21 protein-coding genes are annotated in these 20,252 nt (G+C 62.0%); 13 read left to right on the top strand and 8 right to left on the bottom strand.

What is annotated here, in order from left to right:
- Nucleotides 1-21 precede the first annotated feature (21 nt).
- The 5 genes from hypE to hypA are packed head-to-tail and all read right to left on the bottom strand — an operon-like array spanning nucleotide 22 to nucleotide 3,633.
- Nucleotides 22-1,032 (bottom strand): hydrogenase expression/formation protein HypE, encoded by a 1,011-nt coding sequence (gene hypE, locus RRF55_RS07865; protein WP_004149493.1) that lies wholly within the window; start codon nucleotides 1,030-1,032, stop codon nucleotides 22-24.
- On the bottom strand, nucleotides 1,029-2,150 hold the full coding sequence (gene hypD, locus RRF55_RS07860) for a hydrogenase formation protein HypD (protein WP_023286815.1): 1,122 nt from the start codon (nucleotides 2,148-2,150) through the stop codon (nucleotides 1,029-1,031). Before hypD ends, hypE begins: the two co-directional genes overlap by 4 nt.
- Entirely contained in the window at nucleotides 2,150-2,422 is a 273-nt protein-coding gene (locus RRF55_RS07855; protein ID WP_002914934.1) for a HypC/HybG/HupF family hydrogenase formation chaperone, read from the bottom strand. Before RRF55_RS07855 ends, hypD begins: the two co-directional genes overlap by 1 nt.
- Nucleotides 2,413-3,285: a hydrogenase nickel incorporation protein HypB gene (gene hypB, locus RRF55_RS07850; RefSeq protein ID WP_004890205.1), complete on the bottom strand. Its 873-nt coding sequence runs from the start codon at nucleotides 3,283-3,285 to the stop codon at nucleotides 2,413-2,415. The genes RRF55_RS07855 and hypB overlap by 10 nt, the downstream gene beginning before the upstream one ends.
- Nucleotides 3,286-3,288: 3 nt before the next feature.
- Nucleotides 3,289-3,633: a hydrogenase maturation nickel metallochaperone HypA gene (hypA, locus tag RRF55_RS07845; protein WP_004145778.1), complete on the bottom strand. Its 345-nt coding sequence runs from the start codon at nucleotides 3,631-3,633 to the stop codon at nucleotides 3,289-3,291.
- A 209-nt stretch (nucleotides 3,634-3,842) separates the two neighbouring features.
- Between hypA and hycA the strand changes: the two genes are divergently transcribed.
- The 9 genes from hycA (at nucleotide 3,843) to hycI (ending at nucleotide 11,647) form a co-directional block, all read left to right on the top strand.
- The gene (hycA, locus tag RRF55_RS07840; RefSeq protein WP_002914925.1) at nucleotides 3,843-4,292 is read left to right on the top strand and encodes a formate hydrogenlyase regulator HycA; all 450 of its coding nucleotides are present in this window, start codon (nucleotides 3,843-3,845) and stop codon (nucleotides 4,290-4,292) included.
- 82 nt (nucleotides 4,293-4,374) lie between these two features.
- The gene (locus RRF55_RS07835; RefSeq protein WP_004151047.1) at nucleotides 4,375-4,983 is read left to right on the top strand and encodes a 4Fe-4S dicluster domain-containing protein; all 609 of its coding nucleotides are present in this window, start codon (nucleotides 4,375-4,377) and stop codon (nucleotides 4,981-4,983) included.
- Nucleotides 4,980-6,806, top strand: coding sequence for a formate hydrogenlyase subunit 3 (gene hycC, locus RRF55_RS07830; RefSeq protein ID WP_004890213.1), 1,827 nt, complete (start codon nucleotides 4,980-4,982; stop codon nucleotides 6,804-6,806). Before RRF55_RS07835 ends, hycC begins: the two co-directional genes overlap by 4 nt.
- 2 nt (nucleotides 6,807-6,808) lie before the next feature.
- Nucleotides 6,809-7,732 (top strand): respiratory chain complex I subunit 1 family protein, encoded by a 924-nt coding sequence (locus RRF55_RS07825; RefSeq protein WP_004149485.1) that lies wholly within the window; start codon nucleotides 6,809-6,811, stop codon nucleotides 7,730-7,732.
- Nucleotides 7,733-7,748: 16 nt separating this feature from the next.
- On the top strand, nucleotides 7,749-9,458 hold the full coding sequence (gene hycE, locus RRF55_RS07820) for a formate hydrogenlyase subunit HycE (protein ID WP_004151044.1): 1,710 nt from the start codon (nucleotides 7,749-7,751) through the stop codon (nucleotides 9,456-9,458).
- 9 nt (nucleotides 9,459-9,467) lie between these two features.
- Nucleotides 9,468-10,010 carry a formate hydrogenlyase complex iron-sulfur subunit gene (locus RRF55_RS07815; RefSeq protein ID WP_002914893.1) on the top strand — a complete coding sequence of 181 codons (543 nt, stop codon included), beginning with the start codon at nucleotides 9,468-9,470 and terminating at the stop codon, nucleotides 10,008-10,010.
- Entirely contained in the window at nucleotides 10,010-10,777 is a 768-nt protein-coding gene (locus RRF55_RS07810) for an NADH-quinone oxidoreductase subunit B family protein (RefSeq protein ID WP_002914891.1), read from the top strand. Before RRF55_RS07815 ends, RRF55_RS07810 begins: the two co-directional genes overlap by 1 nt.
- Complete coding sequence (locus RRF55_RS07805) at nucleotides 10,774-11,184, top strand: formate hydrogenlyase maturation HycH family protein (RefSeq protein ID WP_002914887.1); 411 nt, start codon at nucleotides 10,774-10,776, stop codon at nucleotides 11,182-11,184. Before RRF55_RS07810 ends, RRF55_RS07805 begins: the two co-directional genes overlap by 4 nt.
- Nucleotides 11,177-11,647 (top strand): hydrogenase maturation peptidase HycI, encoded by a 471-nt coding sequence (gene hycI, locus RRF55_RS07800; protein ID WP_004174683.1) that lies wholly within the window; start codon nucleotides 11,177-11,179, stop codon nucleotides 11,645-11,647. Before RRF55_RS07805 ends, hycI begins: the two co-directional genes overlap by 8 nt.
- On the opposite strand, the gene RRF55_RS07795 is transcribed toward hycI, so the two are convergent.
- The 3 genes from RRF55_RS07795 to ascF form a co-directional block, all read right to left on the bottom strand.
- A complete protein-coding gene (locus RRF55_RS07795; RefSeq protein WP_002914883.1) occupies nucleotides 11,644-11,952 on the bottom strand; it encodes a SymE family type I addiction module toxin in 309 nt (102 codons plus the stop codon). The two genes, hycI and RRF55_RS07795, sit on opposite strands and share 4 nt — an antisense overlap.
- 181 nt (nucleotides 11,953-12,133) lie before the next feature.
- Nucleotides 12,134-13,558 (bottom strand): 6-phospho-beta-glucosidase, encoded by a 1,425-nt coding sequence (locus tag RRF55_RS07790; RefSeq protein WP_023286813.1) that lies wholly within the window; start codon nucleotides 13,556-13,558, stop codon nucleotides 12,134-12,136.
- A gap of 26 nt (nucleotides 13,559-13,584) precedes the next feature.
- Nucleotides 13,585-15,027: a PTS cellobiose/arbutin/salicin transporter subunit IIBC gene (ascF, locus tag RRF55_RS07785; RefSeq protein ID WP_002914879.1), complete on the bottom strand. Its 1,443-nt coding sequence runs from the start codon at nucleotides 15,025-15,027 to the stop codon at nucleotides 13,585-13,587.
- 267 nt (nucleotides 15,028-15,294) lie between these two features.
- Here ascF and RRF55_RS07780 point away from each other — a divergent pair, with 267 nt between their 5' ends.
- The 4 genes from RRF55_RS07780 to RRF55_RS07765 all read left to right on the top strand — a co-directional run bounded on the left by RRF55_RS07780 (nucleotide 15,295) and on the right by RRF55_RS07765 (nucleotide 20,225).
- On the top strand, nucleotides 15,295-16,308 hold the full coding sequence (locus RRF55_RS07780; protein WP_004174685.1) for a LacI family DNA-binding transcriptional regulator: 1,014 nt from the start codon (nucleotides 15,295-15,297) through the stop codon (nucleotides 16,306-16,308).
- A 136-nt stretch (nucleotides 16,309-16,444) separates the two neighbouring features.
- Nucleotides 16,445-16,972, top strand: coding sequence for an electron transport protein HydN (gene hydN, locus RRF55_RS07775; RefSeq protein WP_002914875.1), 528 nt, complete (start codon nucleotides 16,445-16,447; stop codon nucleotides 16,970-16,972).
- Between the two features lie 8 nt (nucleotides 16,973-16,980).
- Entirely contained in the window at nucleotides 16,981-19,215 is a 2,235-nt protein-coding gene (gene hypF / locus RRF55_RS07770; protein ID WP_064164048.1) for a carbamoyltransferase HypF, read from the top strand.
- Nucleotides 19,212-20,225 carry a HoxN/HupN/NixA family nickel/cobalt transporter gene (locus tag RRF55_RS07765; RefSeq protein WP_004181028.1) on the top strand — a complete coding sequence of 338 codons (1,014 nt, stop codon included), beginning with the start codon at nucleotides 19,212-19,214 and terminating at the stop codon, nucleotides 20,223-20,225. Before hypF ends, RRF55_RS07765 begins: the two co-directional genes overlap by 4 nt.
- Nucleotides 20,226-20,252 lie beyond the last annotated feature (27 nt).

Genomic DNA, 20,252 nt, shown 5'->3' with positions numbered 1-20,252 from the left:
ATCCGGGACCCGACGCCGTCGTTAACAAATTCTCGGCAGCGGTTCGGCGTGGGGAAGATCGAGCGTCCGCTTCACGCCGTACAGCCCAACGGAACGTACGCCCGGGCGGACGACCACTTCGCCGATTATCGCCGCATCGCGTCCTAACGCGTGAGACCGCAAATGCGCCAGCACGTTTTCCGCCTCGTCGCGGGCGACGGCGAGCACCAGCTTGCCTTCATTGGCGAAGTTCAGGGCGTCCAGACCAAGCAGCTCGCAGACGCCGCGCACCGTGTCGTTGACCGGCAGCGTTGCCTCCTGCAGTTCGATGCCGCAGCCGCTGGCGGCGGCGAACTCATGGGCGACCGCGTTAACCCCGCCGCGGGTGGCGTCGCGCAGGGCTTTCACTCCGCTCAGCGGGCGCAGGGTCTGGATAAGCGGCGTCAGCACCGCGCAGTCGCTGGACAGCGCGCCGTCCAGCCCCATCTGCTCGCGCAGGTTAAGGATGGTGGCGCCATGATCCCCCAGCGTGCCGCTGACCAGCAGCACATCACCGGCGCTAATCTGCTGCGTCCCCCAGCGAATGTCCGCCGGGATGGCGCCGATGCCGGCGGTGTTAATAAACAGCTTATCCGCCGCGCCGCGCGGCACCACTTTAGTGTCGCCGGTGACGATGGCGATCCCTGCCGCCCGGGCGGTGTCGGCCATGCTGGCGACCACCGCTTCCAGGGTGGCCATCTCCAGCCCCTCTTCGAGAATAAAGCCGCAGGAAAGATAGCGCGGGATGGCGCCGCTGACCGCCACATCGTTGGCGGTACCGCAGACGGCAAGCTTGCCGATATTGCCGCCGGGAAAGAACAGCGGGTCAATCACGTAGCTGTCGGTGGAGAAGGCGAGGCGGTCCCCCTGGGCGGCGAGCGCCGCCAGATCGAGGCGCGCCTGATCCTCCTGCTCCGCCAGCCAGGGGTTGGCGAAGGCCTGCATAAACAGGTCGCCGATCAGCTGCTGCATTGCCTGTCCCCCGCTACCGTGGGCTAACTGGACGCTTTTCATACTTCATTTTCCTGACTGCGATATTGATACCAGGCGGCGCAGGCCCCTTCAGAGGAGACCATTAGCGCGCCAAAGGCGCTTTGCGGATTGCAGGTGCTGGCGAAGAGCGGGCACTGGTGCGGTTTACAGCGGCCGGTCAGCACCTCGCCGCAGCGGGCGCGCGGGTCGTCGCACACGCGCTGCGGCGCCGGGCGAAAATGCGCCTCGGCATCGAAGCGCTGATAGGCTGGCGTAAGCTGCACGCCGGAGTCGCTGATGACCCCCAGGCCGCGCCATTCGCTGTCGCCATCCAGGCGGAAGACGTCGGCCATCGCCGCCTGCGCCAGCGGGTTGCCCTCATCCGGCACCACGCGACGGTACTGATTTTCCACATCGCTGCGCTGCGCTATTGTCTGCTCAACCAGCATCACCGCGCCTTGCAGTAGATCAAGCGGTTCGAAACCGGCGACCACTAAAGGACGGTGATAGTCGCTGGCGATAAAGCCGTAGGCCTCGGTGCCGATCACCATACTGACGTGGCCCGGGGCGAGAAAGGCGTCGATACTGTTGTCCGGCTGGTCCAGCAGGCTGCGCAGGGTCGGCAGCAGGGTGATGTGCTGGCAGAAAAAGTAGAAGTTATCGACGTTGCGCTCTCGCGCCTGACGCAGGGTCAGGGCGGTAGCGGGCATGGTGGTTTCGAAACCAAGACCAAAAAAGACCACCTCGCGCTGCGGATTTTGCTGCGCCAGCCGCAGAGCGTCCATCGGCGAGTAAACGATGCGGACATCGGCGCCGCGGGCTTTCGCCTGCAGAAGCGAGCCGTTTTTACCCGGCACGCGCATGGCGTCGCCGAAGGTGCAGAAGATCACTCCCGGGCGGCTGGCAATCTCAATGCAGGCGTCGATGCGCCCCATCGGCAGGACGCACACCGGGCAGCCGGGACCATGAATAAATTCGATGTTCTCCGGCAACAGCTGGTCGAGCCCGAATTTAAAAATGGCATGGGTATGGCCGCCGCAGACCTCCATGATGCGCAGCGGTCGCGCGGCGGTGTGCGGCAGCAGACGAGCACGCTGCTGAAGATGGGCCACCAGCTGCATCACCTGTTCGGGGGCGCGGTATTCATCTACGTAACGCATTATCGCTCCTCGCCGTACAGCAGCGCGCCGACGTCCGGCTCCACATCAAACATATTTTGCAGCGCCTCGAGGGTGTCACGGGCTTCGGCTTCATTAATGACGCTCATGGCGAAGCCGACGTGCACCAGCACCCACTGGCCGAGCCGCGGCTGGCCCTGCTCATCAACGGCGCCGACCAGCGTCAGGTCGACGTCGCGCTGAATACCGCAAACTTCCACCTTCGCCAGCACGCCGTCGATGGCGCAAATTTGTCCCGGAATGCCTATGCACATCGCTGCGTCTCCAGCCAGGTGAGCCACTGCTCCATGCCTTCGCCGCTGGTGGCGGAGACAAGAATAATTTCAATATGCGGATTGACCTCGCGGGCGCAGGCCAGGCACCGCTCAACGTCGAAATTGAGATACGGCAGCAGGTCGACTTTGTTGAGCAGCATCAGGCTGGCGGCGGCGAACATATGCGGATACTTCAGCGGTTTGTCTTCGCCTTCGGTGACCGACAGCACCGCCACCTTATGGCGCTCGCCGAGATCAAAGCTGGCCGGGCAGACCAGGTTGCCGACGTTTTCGATAAACAGAATGCCGCGGTCAGCCAGCGGCAGGCGCGGGGCGGCATCGGCGATCATCTGGGCGTCGAGATGGCAGCCTTTCCCGGTATTGACCTGAATCGCCGGGGTGCCGGTGGCGCGAATGCGGGCGGCGTCATTGACCGTTTGCTGATCGCCTTCAATCACCGCGCAGTCGGCGCGTCCTTTCAGCCGGGTGAGGGTTTCGGTGAGCAGGGTGGTTTTGCCGGAGCCGGGGCTGGAAACCAGATTCAGCACCAGCTGCTGTTTTGCTGCGAAGCGTGCGCGGTTGCGTGCCGCCAGGCGGTTGTTTTTATCCAGCACGTCGATCTCCACTTCCAGCATCCGCCGCTGGCTCTGCCCCGGGGCGTGGGTACCCGCTTCGCCGTGGCCGTAATGCAGGTCGCCCTCTGGCGTGCGGGTGGGGGCGAAGTGGTCGATTTTGACACCGGTGATGGTCATCGTCTGGCGTGGGGCGGGCGCGAAGGGGGCGCTGCGGAACGCGGAATGCGGGTTTCGTTCGTCTCCTTCAATATAGAGGTTGCCTTCGCCACAGCCGCATGTTGTACACATAATTTACTCCAATTCTAAACGCTGAATCTGTAAGCCGTCATCCGCCACGATCTGCAGCTGGTCGTTATTGCAGTGCGGGCAGCGGCGAACGTGCTGCGAGACAAGATGGACGTACTGCTGACAGCGATCGCACCAGCATTCAGCCTGTTGTTCGGTGATATGCAATTCACACCCCTCCGCCAGCGTGCCGCGGCAGACCAGCTCAAAGCAGAAGGTCAGGGCGCTGGCTTCCACGCAGGAAAATGCGCCGACCTTAAGCCACACGCCGGTAACCCGCCGCGCGCCGGCCTGCTGCGCCTGTTGTTCAATAATTTCCAGCGCCCGCTGGCTGAGGGTGATTTCGTGCATAGTCGCCTCCGTATCGCGATGCGCCTTCTATGCAATAACGATGCCAGAATGAAATCGTCGTGGCAGTCAATGTCGATGTCGACGCCCCGGGGCTGTCATCGACATGTCGTATCGGCAGAGGTCGATATAAAAACATAGTTAAATCAATTAAATAAAATCTGGCATGAAAAATGCTTAGAGGGTGCATCTCATGCTACGGAGAAACCGATATGACTATTTGGGAAATAAGTGAAAAGGCGGATTACATCGCCGACCGTCACCGGCAGCAGCAGGAGCAGTGGCACATCTACTGTAACTCGCTGGTTCAGGGGATCACCTTGTCGAAGGCCCGCCTGCATCACGCGATGAGCTGCGCGCCGGACAAAGAGCTGTGCTTCGTGCTGTTCGGCCATTTTCAGGTGTTCGTCGCCCTCGCGGAAGGCTTCAACAGCCACACCATCGAGTACTACGTCGAAAACAAAAACGGCGGTGATAAGTATCTGATTGCTCAGGCCACCCTCGCAATGGATGGCACGGTGGACGGCCGCATTAGCAACCGCTCCCGCGACCAGGTGCTGGAGCACTATCTGGCGATTATCGCCACCGTCTATGACCGTCTGTATGACGCCATGGAACAAGACCAACCGGTGGATTTAAGCCATCTGGCGCTGACCCACTGATCGTAAGGTGTCGACACGTGTCGAAAATGACACCTGCGCAACCTGATTTCGTCAAAAATGACTTTCACCCGAGGATGACCCGGTGAACCGTTTTGTAATTGCTGACTCCACTGTCTGTATCGGCTGCCGCACCTGCGAAGCCGCCTGCTCTGAGACGCATCGCCAGCACGGCCTGCAGGCTATGCCGCGGCTGCAGGTGATGCGTAATGAAAAAGAATCGGCACCGCAGATGTGCCACCACTGTGAAGATGCTCCCTGCGCCACCGTCTGCCCGGTTAACGCCATCCAGCGCGTCGATGGCGCGGTCCAGCTCAACGAGAGCCTGTGCGTAAGCTGCAAACTGTGCGGCATTGCCTGCCCGTTCGGCGCCATTGAATTTTCCGGCAGCCGCCCGCTGGATATCCCGGCGAATGCCAATACCCGGCTGGCGCCCCCCGCGCCGCCGGCGCCGGCGCGCGTCAGCTCGCTGCTCGACTGGGTACCGGGCGTGCGCGCTATTGCCGTGAAATGCGACCTCTGTCACTTCGATGACCAGGGCCCGGCCTGCGTGCGGACCTGTCCGACCAACGCGCTGATGCTGGTGGATAGCCGTGATATCGCCCAGGCCAGCAAGCGTAAACGCCAGCTGACCTTTAATACCGACCTTGGCGACTTGTCGCTGTTCCAGGCGCAACAGGGGGAGAGGGAATGAGTGTAATTGGATTAGTGAATCAGGCGGTGGCGTGGTATGCCGCCAGCGCCGTACTGGCCTTTCTGTTTGCCATGCGCAAACCGCTCAGCGGCGCCATTGCCGGGATCGGCGGCGCGGTGGCCAGCGCTATGCTGGTGGTCGCCGGCGGCGCCGCGCTGCTGATGCCGGAGCGGATCCACGGCGGCATGCTGCAGTTTCTCCACCTGACGATACGGGTGGGGGGCGTCAACGCGCTGTGGCTGCTGGCCATCGGCCTGTCGGCGCTGCCGGTGTCGCTGTTTAATATTAGCTGGCATCGCCACCCGCAGGTGAAGGCCAACGGCCCGCTGGTCAACCTGCTGCTGGCCGCCGCGACCTGCGCGGTGGTGGTGACCAATATCGGTTCACTGGTGGTGATGGCGGAGATCATGGCGCTCTGCGCGGCGTTTCTCACCGGCTGCGCCGCCTCCGGTAAGCTGTGGTTTGCCCTGGGGCGTCTCGGTACTTTGCTGATGGCCTGGACCTGCTGGCTGGTGTGGTCAACCTACGGCACCCTCGAGCTGGCGCAGATCAACCTTCAGGCGGTGGATATGATGCAGAACCCGCTGCTCTGGCTGCCGGGTCTGGTGGGGTTCGCCCTGCTGGCCGGGGCGATCCCGCTGCACGGCTGGGCGCCGCAGGCTCACGCCGGGGCCAGCGCGCCGGCCGCCGCGCTGTTTTCCACGGTGGTAATGAAGGTTGGTCTGTACGGCATGCTGACCGTTTCGCTGGCCGGCGGCGTGCCGCCGCTGTGGTGGGGCGTGATGCTGCTGGCGCTGGGGATGATCACCGCCTTTATCGGCGGACTGTATGCGCTGATGGAGCATAACATTCAGCGCCTGCTGGCCTATCACACCCTGGAGAATATCGGCATTATCCTGCTGGGGCTGGGCGCCTTCGTCACCGGCGTGGCGACCCGCAACAGCACGCTGATGGTGCTGGGCTTTATCGGCGGCATGTATCACCTGATTAACCACAGCCTGTTCAAAACCACGCTGTTCCTCGGTGCCGGAGCGGTGTGGTTCCGCACCGGTCATCGCGATATCGAGAAGCTGGGCGGCATCGGTAAAAAAATGCCGCTGATCTCCCTCGCCATGCTGGTGGGGCTGATGGCAATGGCGGCCCTGCCGCCGCTGAACGGCTTCGCCGGCGAATGGGTTATCTATCAATCCTTCTTCAAAATGAGCACTGGCGACCTGTTTATCGGCCGTCTGCTGGGGCCGCTACTGGCCGTTGGCCTGGCGATCACTGGCGCACTGGCGGTGATGTGTATGGCGAAAGTCTACGGCGTGACCTTCCTCGGCGCACCGCGGACGAAAGAGGCGGAAAACGCTACCTGCGCCCCCTGGCTGATGACCCTGAGCGTGGTGCTGGCGGCGGTGTTCTGCCTCGTTGGCGGCATCGCCGCGCCGTGGCTGCTGCCGCTGGTGAGCGGCGCCTTCCCGGTGCAGGCTCAGGTATCGAGCGTGGTGTCGCAGCCGATGATCGCGCTGCTGCTTATTGCCTGCCCGCTGCTGCCGTTCCTGCTGATGATCTTCTTTAAAGGCGATCGCCTGGCGGCGCGCTCGCGCGGCGCGGCGTGGGTCTGCGGTTACGACCACGAGCAGTCGATGGTGGTAACGGCCCACGGCTTTGCCATGCCGGTGAAAGAGGCCTTTGCGCCGTTGCTGAAGCTGCGTCACTGGCTGAACCCGGTGCGTCTGGTGCCGGGCTGGCAATCGGCCTCGGCGCCGGCGCTGCTGCGCGGGATCGCGCTGGTTGAGCTGGCGGTGCTGGTGGTGATTGTCATTTCGCGAGGAGCCTGAGAATGAGTCTGTTAATTGCATTGCTACAGGCGCTGGTGCTGTTTGCCGTCGCGCCGCTGTTGTCCGGGATCGTTCGCGTCGCCCGCGCGCGGCTGCATAACCGCCGTGGACCGGGGGTACTGCAGGAGTATCGCGATATCCTGAAACTGCTGGGCCGCCAGAGCGTCGGTCCTGACGCCTCGGGCTGGGTGTTTCGCCTGACGCCGTACGTCATGGTGGGCGTGATGCTGACCATCGCCACCGCGCTGCCGGTGGTGACGGTAGACTCCCCGCTGCCGGTGCTGGGGGATCTCATCACCCTGATCTACCTGTTCGCCATCGCCCGTTTCTTCTTTGCCATTTCCGGTCTGGACACCGGCAGCCCGTTTACCGCGCTGGGCAGCAGTCGCGAAGCGATGCTCGGCGTGCTGGTGGAGCCGATCCTGCTGTTGGGCCTGTGGGTGGCGGCGCAGGTCGCCGGCTCGACCCATATCAGCGCCATCACCGATACCCTTTACCACTGGCCGGCGGCGCGCAGCATTCCACTGATTCTGGCGTTATGCGCCTGCGCCTTCGCCACCTTTATCGAGATGGGCAAACTGCCGTTCGATCTGGCGGAAGCGGAGCAGGAGCTGCAGGAAGGGCCGCTGTCGGAATACAGCGGTAGCGGCTTTGGCATCCTGAAGTGGGGCATCAGCCTCAAACAGCTGGTGGTGCTGCAGATGTTTGTCGGGGTCTTCTTCCCGTGGGGCCAGATGACCAGCTTCAGCGTCGGCGGCCTGCTGCTGGCGCTGGTGGTCGCCATCGTTAAGCTGGTGGTTGGGGTGCTAATTATCGCGCTGTTTGAAAACAGCATGGCGCGTCTGCGTTTTTGTGCCACCTCCCGCGTCACCTGGGCCGGGTTTGGTTTCGCCTTTTTAGCTTTCGTCTCCTTGCTGGTGGCGTGATTAAGAGAGTTTGAGCATGTCTGAAGAAAAAATCGGTCAACACTACCTTGCGGCGCTGCACCAGGCCTTTCCCGGCGTGGTGCTGGACGAAGCCTGGCAGACTAAAGACCAGTTAACCATCACCGTGAAGGTCAACTACCTGCCGGAAGTGGTGGAGTTTCTCTACTACCAGCAGGGCGGCTGGCTGTCGGTGCTGTTCGGCAACGATGAACGTAAGCTCAACGGCCACTACGCGGTCTATTACGTGCTGTCGATGGAGCAGGGCACCAAATGCTGGATCACCGTGCGCGTGGAAGTGGACGCCAACAAACCGGAATACCCGTCGGTGACGCCGCGCGTCCCGGCGGCGGTATGGGGCGAGCGCGAAGTGCGTGATATGTACGGCCTGGTGCCGGTCGGCCTGCCGGACGAACGCCGGCTGGTGCTGCCGGACGACTGGCCGGACGAACTCTATCCGCTGCGCAAAGACAGCATGGATTATCGCCAGCGTCCGGCGCCGACCACCGACGCCGAAACCTACGAGTTTATTAACGAGCTCGGCAGCAAGAAAAACAACGTGGTGCCGATTGGCCCGCTGCACGTCACCTCTGATGAACCTGGCCACTTCCGCCTGTTCGTTGACGGCGAGAACATTATCGACGCCGACTACCGCCTGTTCTACGTCCATCGCGGGATGGAAAAGCTGGCGGAAACCCGCATGGGTTATAACGAAGTGACCTTCCTGTCGGACCGGGTGTGCGGCATCTGCGGCTTCGCCCACAGCACCGCTTACACCACCTCGGTGGAGAACGCGATGGGCATCGTGGTGCCGGAGCGGGCGCAGATGATCCGCGCCATTCTGCTGGAGGTGGAACGCCTGCACTCGCACCTGCTGAACCTCGGTCTGGCCTGCCACTTTACCGGCTTTGACTCCGGCTTTATGCAGTTCTTCCGCGTGCGCGAAACCTCGATGAAGATGGCAGAGATCCTTACCGGCGCGCGTAAAACCTACGGCCTGAACCTGATCGGCGGGATCCGCCGCGACCTGCTGAAAGAGGACATGATCCAGACCCGTCAGCTGGCGCAGCAGATGCGTCGCGACGTGCAGGAGCTGGTGGATATGCTGCTCAGCACGCCGAATATGGAACAGCGTACCGTCGGTATTGGCCGTCTGGATCCGGAAATCGCCCGCGACTTCAGCAACGTCGGCCCGATGGTGCGCGCCAGCGGCCACGCCCGCGACACCCGCGCCGACCACCCGTTTGTCGGTTACGGCCTGCTGCCGATGGAAGTTCACAGCGAACAGGGCTGCGACGTGATATCTCGCCTCAAGGTGCGGATCAACGAGGTTTACACCGCGCTGAATATGATTGATTTCGGTCTCGATAACCTGCCGGGCGGCCCGCTGATGGTGGAGGGGTTCACCTATATTCCGCACCGCTTCGCGCTGGGCTTCTCCGAGGCGCCGCGCGGCGACGATATCCACTGGAGCATGACCGGCGACAACCAGAAACTGTACCGCTGGCGCTGCCGGGCGGCGACTTACGCCAACTGGCCGACCCTGCGCTATATGCTGCGCGGCAACACCGTTTCCGATGCGCCGCTGATCATCGGCAGCCTCGACCCGTGCTACTCCTGTACTGACCGCATGACCGTGGTCGATGTACGCAAGAAGAAGAGCAAAGTGGTGCCATACAAAGAGCTGGAGCGCTACAGCATCGAGCGTAAAAACTCGCCGCTGAAATAAGGAATCGCCATGTTTACCTTTATTAAAAAAGTTATTAAGACCGGCACCGCGACGCACGCCTACCCGCTGGAGCCGATGCCGGTAGACAAAAACTTTCGCGGCAAGCCGGAGCATACGCCACAGCAGTGTATCGGCTGCGCGGCCTGCGTGAACGCCTGCCCGTCGAACGCCCTGACGGTCGAGATCGATCTGGCCACTAACCAGCTGGCGTGGCAGTTTAACCTCGGGCGCTGCATCTTCTGCGGTCGCTGTGAAGAGGTGTGCCCGACGGCGGCGATTAAGCTGTCGCCGGAGTATGAGCTGGCGGTGTGGAAGAAAGAGGATTTCCTCCAGCAGTCGCGCTTCGCTATCTGCCACTGCCGGGAGTGCCAGCGTCCGTTCGCGGTGCAGAAGGAGATCGACTACGCCATCGCGCTGCTCAAGCATAACGGCGATACCCGCGCCGAGCTGCACCGCGAAAGCTTCGAAACCTGCCCGGAATGCAAGCGCCAGAAATGCCTGGTGCCGTCCGATCGTATTGAACTGACCCGCCATATGAGGGAGGCCAGCTGATGAGCACTTTACTTGGCCCGCGCGATGAAAACGGCATTCCCGTGCCGATGACGGTGGATGAATCCATCGCCAGCATGAAGGCCTCGCTACTGAAGAAGATTAAACGTTCGGCCTACGTCTACCGCGTCGACTGTGGCGGCTGCAACGGCTGCGAAATCGAAATTTTCGCCACCCTTTCGCCGCTGTTCGACGCTGAACGCTTCGGGATTAAGGTGGTGCCTTCGCCGCGCCATGCCGATATTCTGTTGTTTACCGGGGCAGTGACTCGCGCGATGCGCTCCCCGGCGCTGCGCGCCTGGCAGTCGGCGCCGGATCCGAAGATCTGTATCTCCTACGGCGCCTGCGGCAACAGCGGCGGCATCTTCCACGACCTGTACTGCGTCTGGGGCGGTACCGATAAAATCGTACCGGTCGACGTCTATATTCCGGGCTGCCCGCCGACGCCAGCCGCCACGCTGTACGGCTTCGCCATGGCGCTTGGCCTGCTGGAGCAGAAAATTCATGCCCGTCTGCCGGGTGAGCTCGACGAACAGCCGACCGAGCTGCTGCATGCCGATATGGTGCAGCCTCTGCGGGTGCGCATCGATCGCGAAGCGCGGCGTCTGGCGGGCTATCGCTATGGACGGCAGATTGCCGATGACTATATGCGTCTGCTTGGCCAGGGCGACAGCCAGGTGCTGCGCTGGCTGGAGGCGGAGAAAGATCCGCGTCTGACCGAGATCGTCACCCATCTCAACCAGGTGGTCGAGGGGGCGCGTATCCGATGAGCGAGACGGTGGTGTTCAGTCAGCTGAGCCGTAAATTTATTGATGAGAACGACGCCACGCCGGATCAGGCGCAGCAGGTGGTCTATTACAGCCTGGCGATTGGCCACCACCTCGGCGTCATCGACTGTCTGGAGGCGGCGCTGAGCTGCCCATGGGACGCGTATCTGGCATGGATCGCCACCCTTGAGGCCGGAAGCGCCGCGCGGCGCAAAATGGAGGGCGTGCCGAAGTATGGCGAAATCGTCATCGACAGCAGTCATGTGGCGATGCTGGCCAACGCCTTTGATAAAGCGCAGTCCGCGCAGACCCCGCAGCAGCAGGCGTGGAGCAAAACCCTGCTCAGCATGCTGCATGATATTCACCAGGAGAGCGCCATCTACCTGATGGTGAGGAGATTACGTGACTGACGTTTTACTCTGTGTCGGCAACAGCATGATGGGCGACGACGGCGCCGGCCCGCTGCTGGCGGAGATGTGCGCGGCGAACCCGGCCGGCCAGTGGGTGGTCATCGACGGCGGCAGCGCGCCGGAAAACGACATCGTGGCGATCCGCGAATTACGCCCCGAACGCCTGCTGATTGTCGATGCCACCGATATGGGCCTAAACCCCGGCGACATTCGCATCATCGATCCCGACGACATCGCCGAGATGTTTATGATGACCACCCATAACATGCCGCTCAACTATCTGGTCGATCAGCTGAAAGAAGACGTCGGCGAGGTGATTTTCCTCGGCATTCAGCCGGATATCGTCGGTTTTTATTATCCGATGACCCAGCCGGTGAAAGAGGCCGTTGCCCGGGTGTATCAGCAGCTGGCAGGCTGGCAGGGCAAGGGCGGCTTTACTCAGCTGGAGGCCGCGGACGACTAGCCCTGCGGCGAACCGGGCTCTCCGCCGGCGCACGACTGGCCGGAAGGGAGCCCCGTTCCCGGCGCTGCCAGCTCAAGATTCTCTATCACTAATTTACCGGGCGACACCGAGACTCTGACCTGCGTGCCGACCGGAAACCCCGCCTGCTCCAGCCAGTCGCCGTTTAAGCTTAATGCCGCGTGGCGGGTGTAGCGCCGCGTCTCCCGCGTTTTGCGGTCCTCATGGCGTTTTCTGACATATCCCACGGTTAACTGGCGAATGGCCCTGGCTATCCCTCTGGCTGCGGTAGGGTGCTGTGCGCTCATGATGTGCTCCTTGCTGAAGATACCCCGGTAAAAGTACTGGATAAAATACCAGTTATTGTAAACAGGTGGCAAACCAGAAACTGGAATCAGGCTCGAGAAAAAAGCATGTAATGGATGCAACAGATAGCCGACGTCCGTCCCCCGGTTATCGCGGGGAACGGGCGCGCGTGGGCGAGGGTGCTTAGTCGAGATCGGCGCCGTTACTGGCTATCACCTTCTGGTACCAGAAGAATGACTTTTTACGCTTACGCGCCAGGGAGCCGTTGCCGGCATCGTCGCGATCGACATAGACAAAGCCGTAGCGCTTGCTCATCTCGCCGGTGGACGCCGAGACCAGATCGATGCAGCCCCAGCTGGTGTAGCCCATTACCGGAATGCCGTCGCCGATAGCATCGCGCATTGCCCTGATGTGCTCGCGCAGGTAGCTGATGCGATAGTCGTCATTGATGTCCCCATTGGCATCGATCTCATCGCGGGCGCCAAGCCCGTTTTCCACCAGGAACAGCGGTTTCTGATAGCGGTCGTACATCATGTTCATGGTGATGCGCAGGCCCAGCGGGTCGATGCCCCAGCCCCATTCGCTGGCCGGAATGTGCGGGTTCTTCAGCGACTTGACGATGTTGGCGGCATTGGTGTTGCTGGCGTTCATCTCCGCCGAGGCGCAGCGCGACGCGTAGTAGCTAAAGGAGACGAAATCGACGGTGTTTTTTAGGATCTCGTCATCGCCCGGCTGTTTCGCAATCGTGACCCCTTTTTCCCGGAACACCCGCGCGGCCCACACCGGATAGGCGCCGCGGGCCTGGACATCGATAAAGAACAGGTTTTCGCGGTCCTTCTCCAGCGCCATCCATACATCTTCCGGCTTGCAGGAGTAAGGGTAGAAATTACCGCCGGCCAGCATACAGCCGACCTGATTTTGCGGGTTAATCTCATGGGCGATTTTCGTCGCCAGCGCGCTGGCCACCAGCTCGTGATGCGCGGCCTGATACTTCACCTGCTCCTGATTTTCTCCCTCCTCAAACACCAGACCGGCGCCGGAGTAGGGGCTGTGCAGCATGATGTTGATTTCATTGAAGGTGAGCCAGTATTTCACCAGGCCGTCAAAAGCTTCAAAGCAGGTGCGGGCGTAGTGGCTGAAAAAATCCACCATTTTGCGGTTGCGCCAGGAGCCGTACTCCATCACCAGATGCATCGGCACGTCAAAATGGCACAGGGTGACCAGCGGCTCGATACCGTGCTTTTTGCACTCCTCGAACAGTGAGCGATAGAAGGCGATGCCCTGCGGATTCGGCTGCTGTTCGTCGCCGCGTGGGAACAGGCGGCTCCAGGCGATGGAGGTGCGAAAGACGCTGAACCCCATCTCGGCCATCAGGGCGATATCTTCTTTATAGCGATGGTAAAAATCGATCGCCTGGTGGCTGGGGTAAAATTCGTCTTCACGCAGCGTAAAGCGCTTCTCCAGGCCTAATTTTACCGGCAGGCGATGGGCGCCGTGGGGAAGGGTATCCACGGTGGTCAGCCCCTTACCGCCTTCAAGATAAGCGCCTTCAGACTGGTTGGCGGCCAGTGCGCCGCCCCATAAAAATCCCTGTGGGAAACTCGCCATGCATTACCTCATTATCAATAGTGTATTCAGGCGTGGGATGCCTGGGCCCGGGCCTGGCGCGCTCTGGCGTCGGCAGCGGCCTGCTCAACGGGAATGTCCTCAAAGCCAAGGATCAGCGTCAGGGCAAACGACAGCACCACCGACAGCGCCATCACGCCAAACACCCAGACGATGGTCATTGGATTGGCCGGATCGAAAAACTGCACGCTGGTAAACAGCCCCGGCGCCGCCATCGAATGGCTGGCCAGTCCGGCAATGCCTGCCACCGCGCCGCAGATAAAGCCGCTGATTAAGCTGGCGATCAGCGGGCGCTTCAGGCGCACCGCCACGCCGTACAGCGCCGGTTCGGAAATCCCGGCCAGAATCGCCGATGCCGCGGCGGCCAGCGCCGTCTGGCGCAGCTCCGGGTTTTTGGTTTTCCACGCTACCGCCAGCGAAGAGCCGCCGAGCGACAGGTTGGCGCCGATCTCCGACGGCATCACCATACCCTCTTTGCCGGTTTCGGCGATGGTCTGAATGATGGTCGGCGTAAAGACGCGGTGCATACCGGTCATCACCAACAGCGGCCACAGCCCGCCCATGATCGCCACCGACAGCCAGCCGAGATAGCTGTGGATCGTATACACCAGCGCGGAAATGGCGCTGCCGATCCAGATGCCCAGCGGGCCAATCAGCAGGATCGCCAGCGGGGCGGCGATCAGCACGATCAGCATCGGCTTCAGAAAGTTTTTCGTCACCGCCGGGGTAATGCGATCCACCCAGCGCTCGATATACGACAGGCACCAGGTCATCACCAGCGCCGGGATCACCGTGTAGGTGTATTTCACCGCGGTAACCGGAATAAAGGCGAATTCAACGTGTTCTCCCTGGGCGGCTTTGGCCATCAATTCGATAAACCCAGGATGCACCAGCACCCCGGCGATGGCGATAGCCAGCGACATATTAGTTTTGAATTTCACCGCCGCGGAGGCGGCCACCATCAGCGGCAGGAAGAAAAATGCGCCGTCGCCGATAAGCGCCAGCAGGGTCAGCGTCGGCGAGCCTTTCGGCAACGCGCCGCTCATCTCGAGGATCATCGCCAGCAGCTTGACCATCGATCCGCCGATAATCGCCGGGATCAGCGGTGACATGGTGCCGATCAGCGCGTCGAGGATCCCGGCGCCGATGCGTTTCAGGGTCAGCGGCGCTTTGCCCTGCGGCTCAGCCGGGCGCAGGTCGCCAGGCAGCAGATTCACCACCTCGCGGTAGGCCTGGGAGACAGTGTTGCCGATGATCACCTGGCACTGGTTATCGCTGCGCACGACGCCGAGCACCCCGGCCAGGCCTTTCAGGGTAGAGCTATCGACCTGTTCGTCGTCTTTAACCACGAAGCGCAGACGGGTCATACAGTGGGTAACGGCGGCGACGTTGTCGACCCCGCCGATTGCCGCGACTATCTGTTGCGCCAGGGCTGCATAATTTTTCGACATCGGATTTTATCCTGTTTATCAATAGGGTACTGATCTGCCACCGCCCCGCATCGCCGGGCGATACCATGTTTTTATAGGAAACCGGTTCCACAAAATCATGGTGAGTTTCATTTAATTGCACAAGAAATAAAAAAATATGATCTCAATTTTGTGATTTTGATCGCTAAGCGTCGCCGTGAGCCGGATCGCGGTGATGAACAGGGGAGTGCTGTAAAAGCGGGAAACGTGCAGTACACTGCCTGCAACTTTTGCAACAGGAAGAATCACATGGCAACGATGCTGGAGGTCGCAAAGCGCGCGGGGGTATCGAAGGCGACCGTTTCGCGGGTGCTGTCGGGCAACGGCTATGTCAGCCAGGAGACCAAAGACCGGGTGTTTAAGGCGGTGGCGGAGAGCGGCTACCGGCCTAATCTGCTGGCGCGCAACCTGGCGACCAAAACCACGCAAACCCTCGGCCTGGTGGTGACCAATACCCTGTACCACGGCGTCTATTTTAGCGAACTGCTGTATCACGTGGCGCGGATGACGGAGGATAAAGGGCGGCAGCTGATCCTGGCCGACGGCAAGCACAGCGCGCAAGAGGAACGGGAGGCGATCCAGTACCTGCTGGATCTGCGCTGCGATGCGATCATCATCTACCCGCGCTTTCTCACCGTTGATGAGATGGACGAGATCGTTGAGAACCACTCGCAGCCGATCATGGTGCTTAATCGCCGCCTGCGCCGCCACGCCAGCCACTGCGTCTGGTCCGATCAAAAAGCCTCGGCGATGCGGGTAGTGGAGCGGCTGATTGCGCTTGGCCATCGCGATATCGCCTTTATTACCGGCTCCCTTGACTCTCCCACCGGCGTCGAACGCCTCGCCGGCTACAAAGACGCGCTGGCTGGCCACGGCATCGCCCTGAACGAGGCGCTTATCGCCGAAGGGCGCTGGACGCCGGAAACCGGGGCGGCGGGGGTGGAGAGCCTGCGTCAGCGCGGGGTTACCTACAGCGCGCTGGTGGCGAGCAATGACGATATGGCCATCGGGGCGATGAAGCAGCTTCACCAGCTGGGCGTTAAGGTGCCAGAACAGGTCTCGGTGGTGGGGTTTGACGATATTGCTCTTGCGCCGTATATGGTGCCGTCGCTCGCCAGCGTCCGGGTGCCGGTGACGGAGATGATTAAAGAGAGCATCAATCGGCTGATCTTTATGCTGGATGGCGGGGAATTCAACTTTCAGCAAAGCTTTCCCGGAGCGCTGATTGAACGCGAGTCGCTGGTGGCGGGCCCCTGTGCCTGACGTCGTCAGCTGTCATCGTCACTACTGACGATGACAGCAAAGCCCAGCTATAATAGTCTTTATAATCAATATATTAAAAACTTGGAACGTATTATGCATACTCCGGCGCGTAACCTTCTTACTGCTGGAGAAATGGATGAACCGTTTCATTATCGCCGATGCGAGCAAATGTATCGGCTGTCGCACTTGCGAAGTGGCCTGCGTGGTATCCCATCAGGAACATCAGGACTGCGCCTCCCTGACGCCTCACACCTTTCAGCCGCGTATTCACGTGATCAAAGGGGTCAATGTTTCCACGGCGACCGCCTGCCGTCAGTGTGAAGACGCCCCCTGCGCCAATGTCTGCCCGAACGGCGCCATCAGCCGCGATAAAGGCTTTGTCCATGTGATGCAGGAGCGTTGCATCGGCTGCAAAACCTGCGTCGTCGCCTGCCCGTACGGGGCGATGGAGGTGGTGGTGCGCCCGGTGATCCGCCATAGCGGCGCCGGACTGAACGTCGTGGCGGAAAAAGCCGAAGCCAACAAGTGCGATCTCTGCTTCCACCGCGAGAGCGGCCCGGCCTGCATGGAAGTGTGCCCGACGCACGCCCTCGTGTGCGTTGACCGCAACAAACTTGAGCAGATGAATATCGAGAAACGTCGCCGTACGGCGCTGGCCTGGTAAGTCAAGGCATGAACGGGGTGCAAATCCGCATTCGCGGTAAAGTGCAGGGGGTGGGGTTCCGCCCCTTTGTCTGGCAGCTGGCCCGGGCGCAGGCCCGCTGCGGCGATGTCTGTAACGACGGCGACGGCGTACTGGTGCGGCTGGTCGGGGGCGACGACGGTTTTACTGCCGCTCTGGCTGACCACTGCCCGCCGCTGGCGCGGATCGACAGTACCGCCTGCATTCCCTATCGCTGGGCGGCCACGCCGCAGGATTTCACCATCCGCGAGAGTGGGGCGGGACGGATGCGGACTCAGATTGTGCCCGATGCCGCGACCTGCCCGGCGTGCCTCGCGGAGATGAACGATCCCCGGGCACGCCGCTACCGCTACCCCTTTATCAACTGCACCCACTGCGGCCCGCGGTTAACCATTATTCGCGCCATGCCCTACGACCGGCCCTTCACCGCAATGGCGCCGTTCCCGCTCTGTTCCCCTTGTGAAGCGGAATTCCGCGATCCTGCCGATCGCCGTTTTCACGCCCAGCCGGTGGCCTGCCCCGACTGCGGGCCGCGACTGGAATGGCGGGCAGAGGGGGAAACGCTGGACGGCGAGGCGGCGCTGCAGGCGGCTATCGCCCGGCTGGCGGCGGGCGACATCGTGGCGATAAAAGGCATCGGCGGCTTTCATCTGGCCTGCGATGCCGGTAACCCCGCAGCCGTTGCCACGCTGCGGGCGCGAAAACACCGCCCGGCGAAACCGCTGGCGGTAATGCTGCCGACGGCAACGGGCTTACCCGCCGCCGCTGCGGCGCTGATGGGCTCCCCGGCGGCGCCCATCGTACTGATTGCCAAAGCGCAGGTCTCCGGCCTGTGCGACGAAATAGCGCCAGGGCTTGCGGAAGTTGGGGTGATGCTGCCGTCTAATCCGCTGCAGCATTTGCTTCTGCAGGGCCTGGCGCGCCCCATCGTAATGACCTCCGGCAACCTTAGCGGCCGTCCGCCGGCGTTAAGTAATGCTCAGGCGCTCAATGAGTTAGCCGACATTGCCGACGGCTTTCTCTTGCATAATCGCGACATCGTACAGCGGATGGATGATTCACTGGTGCGCTCAAGCGGTGAAATGCTGCGCCGCGCCCGGGGCTACGTCCCGGACGCGCTGCCGCTGCCGCCGGGGCTAGGAGACATCCCGCCGCTGCTGGCTCTCGGCGCGGATATGAAAAATACCTTCTGCCTGGCGCGCGGCAGCGAAGCGGTGCTGAGCCAGCACTTTGGCGATCTTGGCGAGGAAGGTGTTGAACAGCAGTGGCGCAGCGCCCTGCAGCTGATGCAGAGCATTTACGCGTTTGTGCCGCAGCGGGTGGTGGTTGATGCCCATCCCGGCTATCGCTCAACGCAGTGGGCGGCCTCCCTGCCCCTGCCGCTGGAGACAGTGCTGCATCACCATGCCCACGCCGCGGCATGCCTGGCGGAGCACCGCTGGCCGCTTGACGGCGGGGACGTTATCGCCCTGACACTCGACGGTATTGGTATGGGGGAGAACGGCGCGCTGTGGGGCGGGGAGTGCCTGCGGGTCAACTATCGCGAATGCGAACATCTTGGCGGGCTGCCGGCCGTCGCGCTGCCAGGGGGGGACCTGGCGGCACGCCAGCCGTGGCGAAATTTGCTGGCCCACTGTCTGGCCTTTGTCCCTGACTGGCAGGATTATCCGCAGGCCGCCACCCTGCGCCAGCGCAACTGGCCGCTGCTGGCGCAGGCCATCGAGCGCGGGATTAACGCGCCGCGCGCTTCATCCTGCGGACGGCTGTTTGATGCCGTTGCCTGCGCCCTGGATTGCGCGCCGGAGAGCCTGAGCTATGAAGGCGAAGCGGCCTGTCGGCTGGAGGCGCTGGCCGCCAGCTGCCCCGGCGTCAGCCACCCGGTTACGCTGCCGTGGCGCGACGACGCGCTGGATTTAGCGACCTTCTGGCGGCAATGGCTGAGCTGGCAGGCGACTCCGGCGCAGAAAGCCTGGGCATTCCACGACGCCCTGGCCTGTGGACTGGCGGCGATGGCCCGCGACTGCGCCACCGTCCGCGGCATCGACACGATGGTCTGCAGCGGCGGGGTGCTGCATAACCGCCTGCTGGCGGCGCGATTGACCTTTTATCTGGCGGATTTTACTCTGCTGTTTGCACAGCAGTTGCCGGCCGGCGACGGCGCAATCGCCTATGGTCAGGCGGTGATCGCCGCCGCCCGCTGGCAGGCTCAAGGAATACAACCATGATAATGACAGTTTTACGCCAGCAGCCGCGCGCCGCGGGTTTGGTGCTGGGGTTGATCGCGGCGAATTTTCTGGCCTGGTGCTGGGCGCTGCAGGCCTTTGGCGACAGCGGCGCGCTGATGGCCGCCAGCCTGCTGGCCTGGGGCTACGGCCTGCGCCACGCGGTGGACGCCGACCATATTGCGGCGATTGATAACGTGACCCGCAAGATGATGCAGCAGGGGCGGCGGCCTTTCGCCGTCGGGGCGTGGTTTTCGCTGGGCCACTCATCGATTGTGGTGCTGGCCTCGGCGGCGATTGCCGCGACCGCCACCGCCTTCAGCACGCAGATGAGCTGGCTGCATGATACCGGCAGCGTTATCGGCACCGCCGTGTCGGCCCTGTTTTTACTGGCGATGGCCTTTATCAACCTGGTGATTTTACGCAGCGTGTGGCGCAGCTTTCGGGCATGGAAGCGCGGAGAGCCGGTGAGCGACGAAATCGTCAGCGGCGGCGGGGTGATGAGCTGGCTGTTTGGCAAGACCTTCCGTCTGATAAGCCGCAGCTGGCAGATGTACCTGGTCGGTTTCCTGTTTGGCCTCGGTTTTGATACCGCCACCGAAATCGGCGTACTGGGTATCTCCGCCGCCGGTGCGTCGAGCGGGATTTCCGTCTGGTCGATTATGGTCTTCCCGGCGCTGTTCGCCAGTGGTATGGCGCTGGTGGATACCCTCGATAATGTGCTGATGGTCGGCGCCTACGGCTGGGCGTTCAGCAAACCGCAGCGCAAGCTCTATTACAACATGACCATCACCGGCACCTCGGTGGTGGTGGCGCTGTTTATCGGCGGCCTGGAAGCGCTGGGTTTGCTGATGGATAAGTTTGCGCTCAGCGGCGGAATATGGCGCTGGGTAGGGGCGTTAAACGACAACCTCGGCGACGCCGGATTTGTGGTGGTCGGGTTGTTTGTCGCCTGTTGGGCGCTATCGGTGCTTAACTATCGCTGGCGCGGCTACGACAATCTGGCGCGCTAGGCTGGATATGTTCCCGGCTTGCGCTGC

Origin of the sequence: Klebsiella sp. K47 (assembly GCF_051858335.1) — a bacterium.
Taxonomy (GTDB): domain Bacteria; phylum Pseudomonadota; class Gammaproteobacteria; order Enterobacterales; family Enterobacteriaceae; genus Klebsiella; species Klebsiella pneumoniae.
The sequence above is the reverse complement of the archived record's forward strand: the minus strand, read 5'-3'. Positions and strand labels throughout refer to the sequence as shown.

Coding starts and splice junctions, on each gene's coding strand:
- hypE (WP_004149493.1), bottom strand. CDS start 1,032: ATGAAAAGCGTCCAGTTAGCCCACGGTAGCGGGGGACAGGCAATGCAG.
- hypD (WP_023286815.1), bottom strand. CDS start 2,150: ATGCGTTACGTAGATGAATACCGCGCCCCCGAACAGGTGATGCAGCTG.
- RRF55_RS07855 (WP_002914934.1), bottom strand. CDS start 2,422: ATGTGCATAGGCATTCCGGGACAAATTTGCGCCATCGACGGCGTGCTG.
- hypB (WP_004890205.1), bottom strand. CDS start 3,285: ATGTGTACAACATGCGGCTGTGGCGAAGGCAACCTCTATATTGAAGGA.
- hypA (WP_004145778.1), bottom strand. CDS start 3,633: ATGCACGAAATCACCCTCAGCCAGCGGGCGCTGGAAATTATTGAACAA.
- hycA (WP_002914925.1), top strand. CDS start 3,843: ATGACTATTTGGGAAATAAGTGAAAAGGCGGATTACATCGCCGACCGT.
- hycC (WP_004890213.1), top strand. CDS start 4,980: ATGAGTGTAATTGGATTAGTGAATCAGGCGGTGGCGTGGTATGCCGCC.
- RRF55_RS07825 (WP_004149485.1), top strand. CDS start 6,809: ATGAGTCTGTTAATTGCATTGCTACAGGCGCTGGTGCTGTTTGCCGTC.
- hycE (WP_004151044.1), top strand. CDS start 7,749: ATGTCTGAAGAAAAAATCGGTCAACACTACCTTGCGGCGCTGCACCAG.
- RRF55_RS07815 (WP_002914893.1), top strand. CDS start 9,468: ATGTTTACCTTTATTAAAAAAGTTATTAAGACCGGCACCGCGACGCAC.
- RRF55_RS07810 (WP_002914891.1), top strand. CDS start 10,010: ATGAGCACTTTACTTGGCCCGCGCGATGAAAACGGCATTCCCGTGCCG.
- RRF55_RS07805 (WP_002914887.1), top strand. CDS start 10,774: ATGAGCGAGACGGTGGTGTTCAGTCAGCTGAGCCGTAAATTTATTGAT.
- RRF55_RS07795 (WP_002914883.1), bottom strand. CDS start 11,952: ATGAGCGCACAGCACCCTACCGCAGCCAGAGGGATAGCCAGGGCCATT.
- RRF55_RS07790 (WP_023286813.1), bottom strand. CDS start 13,558: ATGGCGAGTTTCCCACAGGGATTTTTATGGGGCGGCGCACTGGCCGCC.
- ascF (WP_002914879.1), bottom strand. CDS start 15,027: ATGTCGAAAAATTATGCAGCCCTGGCGCAACAGATAGTCGCGGCAATC.
- RRF55_RS07780 (WP_004174685.1), top strand. CDS start 15,295: ATGGCAACGATGCTGGAGGTCGCAAAGCGCGCGGGGGTATCGAAGGCG.
- hydN (WP_002914875.1), top strand. CDS start 16,445: ATGAACCGTTTCATTATCGCCGATGCGAGCAAATGTATCGGCTGTCGC.
- hypF (WP_064164048.1), top strand. CDS start 16,981: ATGAACGGGGTGCAAATCCGCATTCGCGGTAAAGTGCAGGGGGTGGGG.
- RRF55_RS07765 (WP_004181028.1), top strand. CDS start 19,212: ATGATAATGACAGTTTTACGCCAGCAGCCGCGCGCCGCGGGTTTGGTG.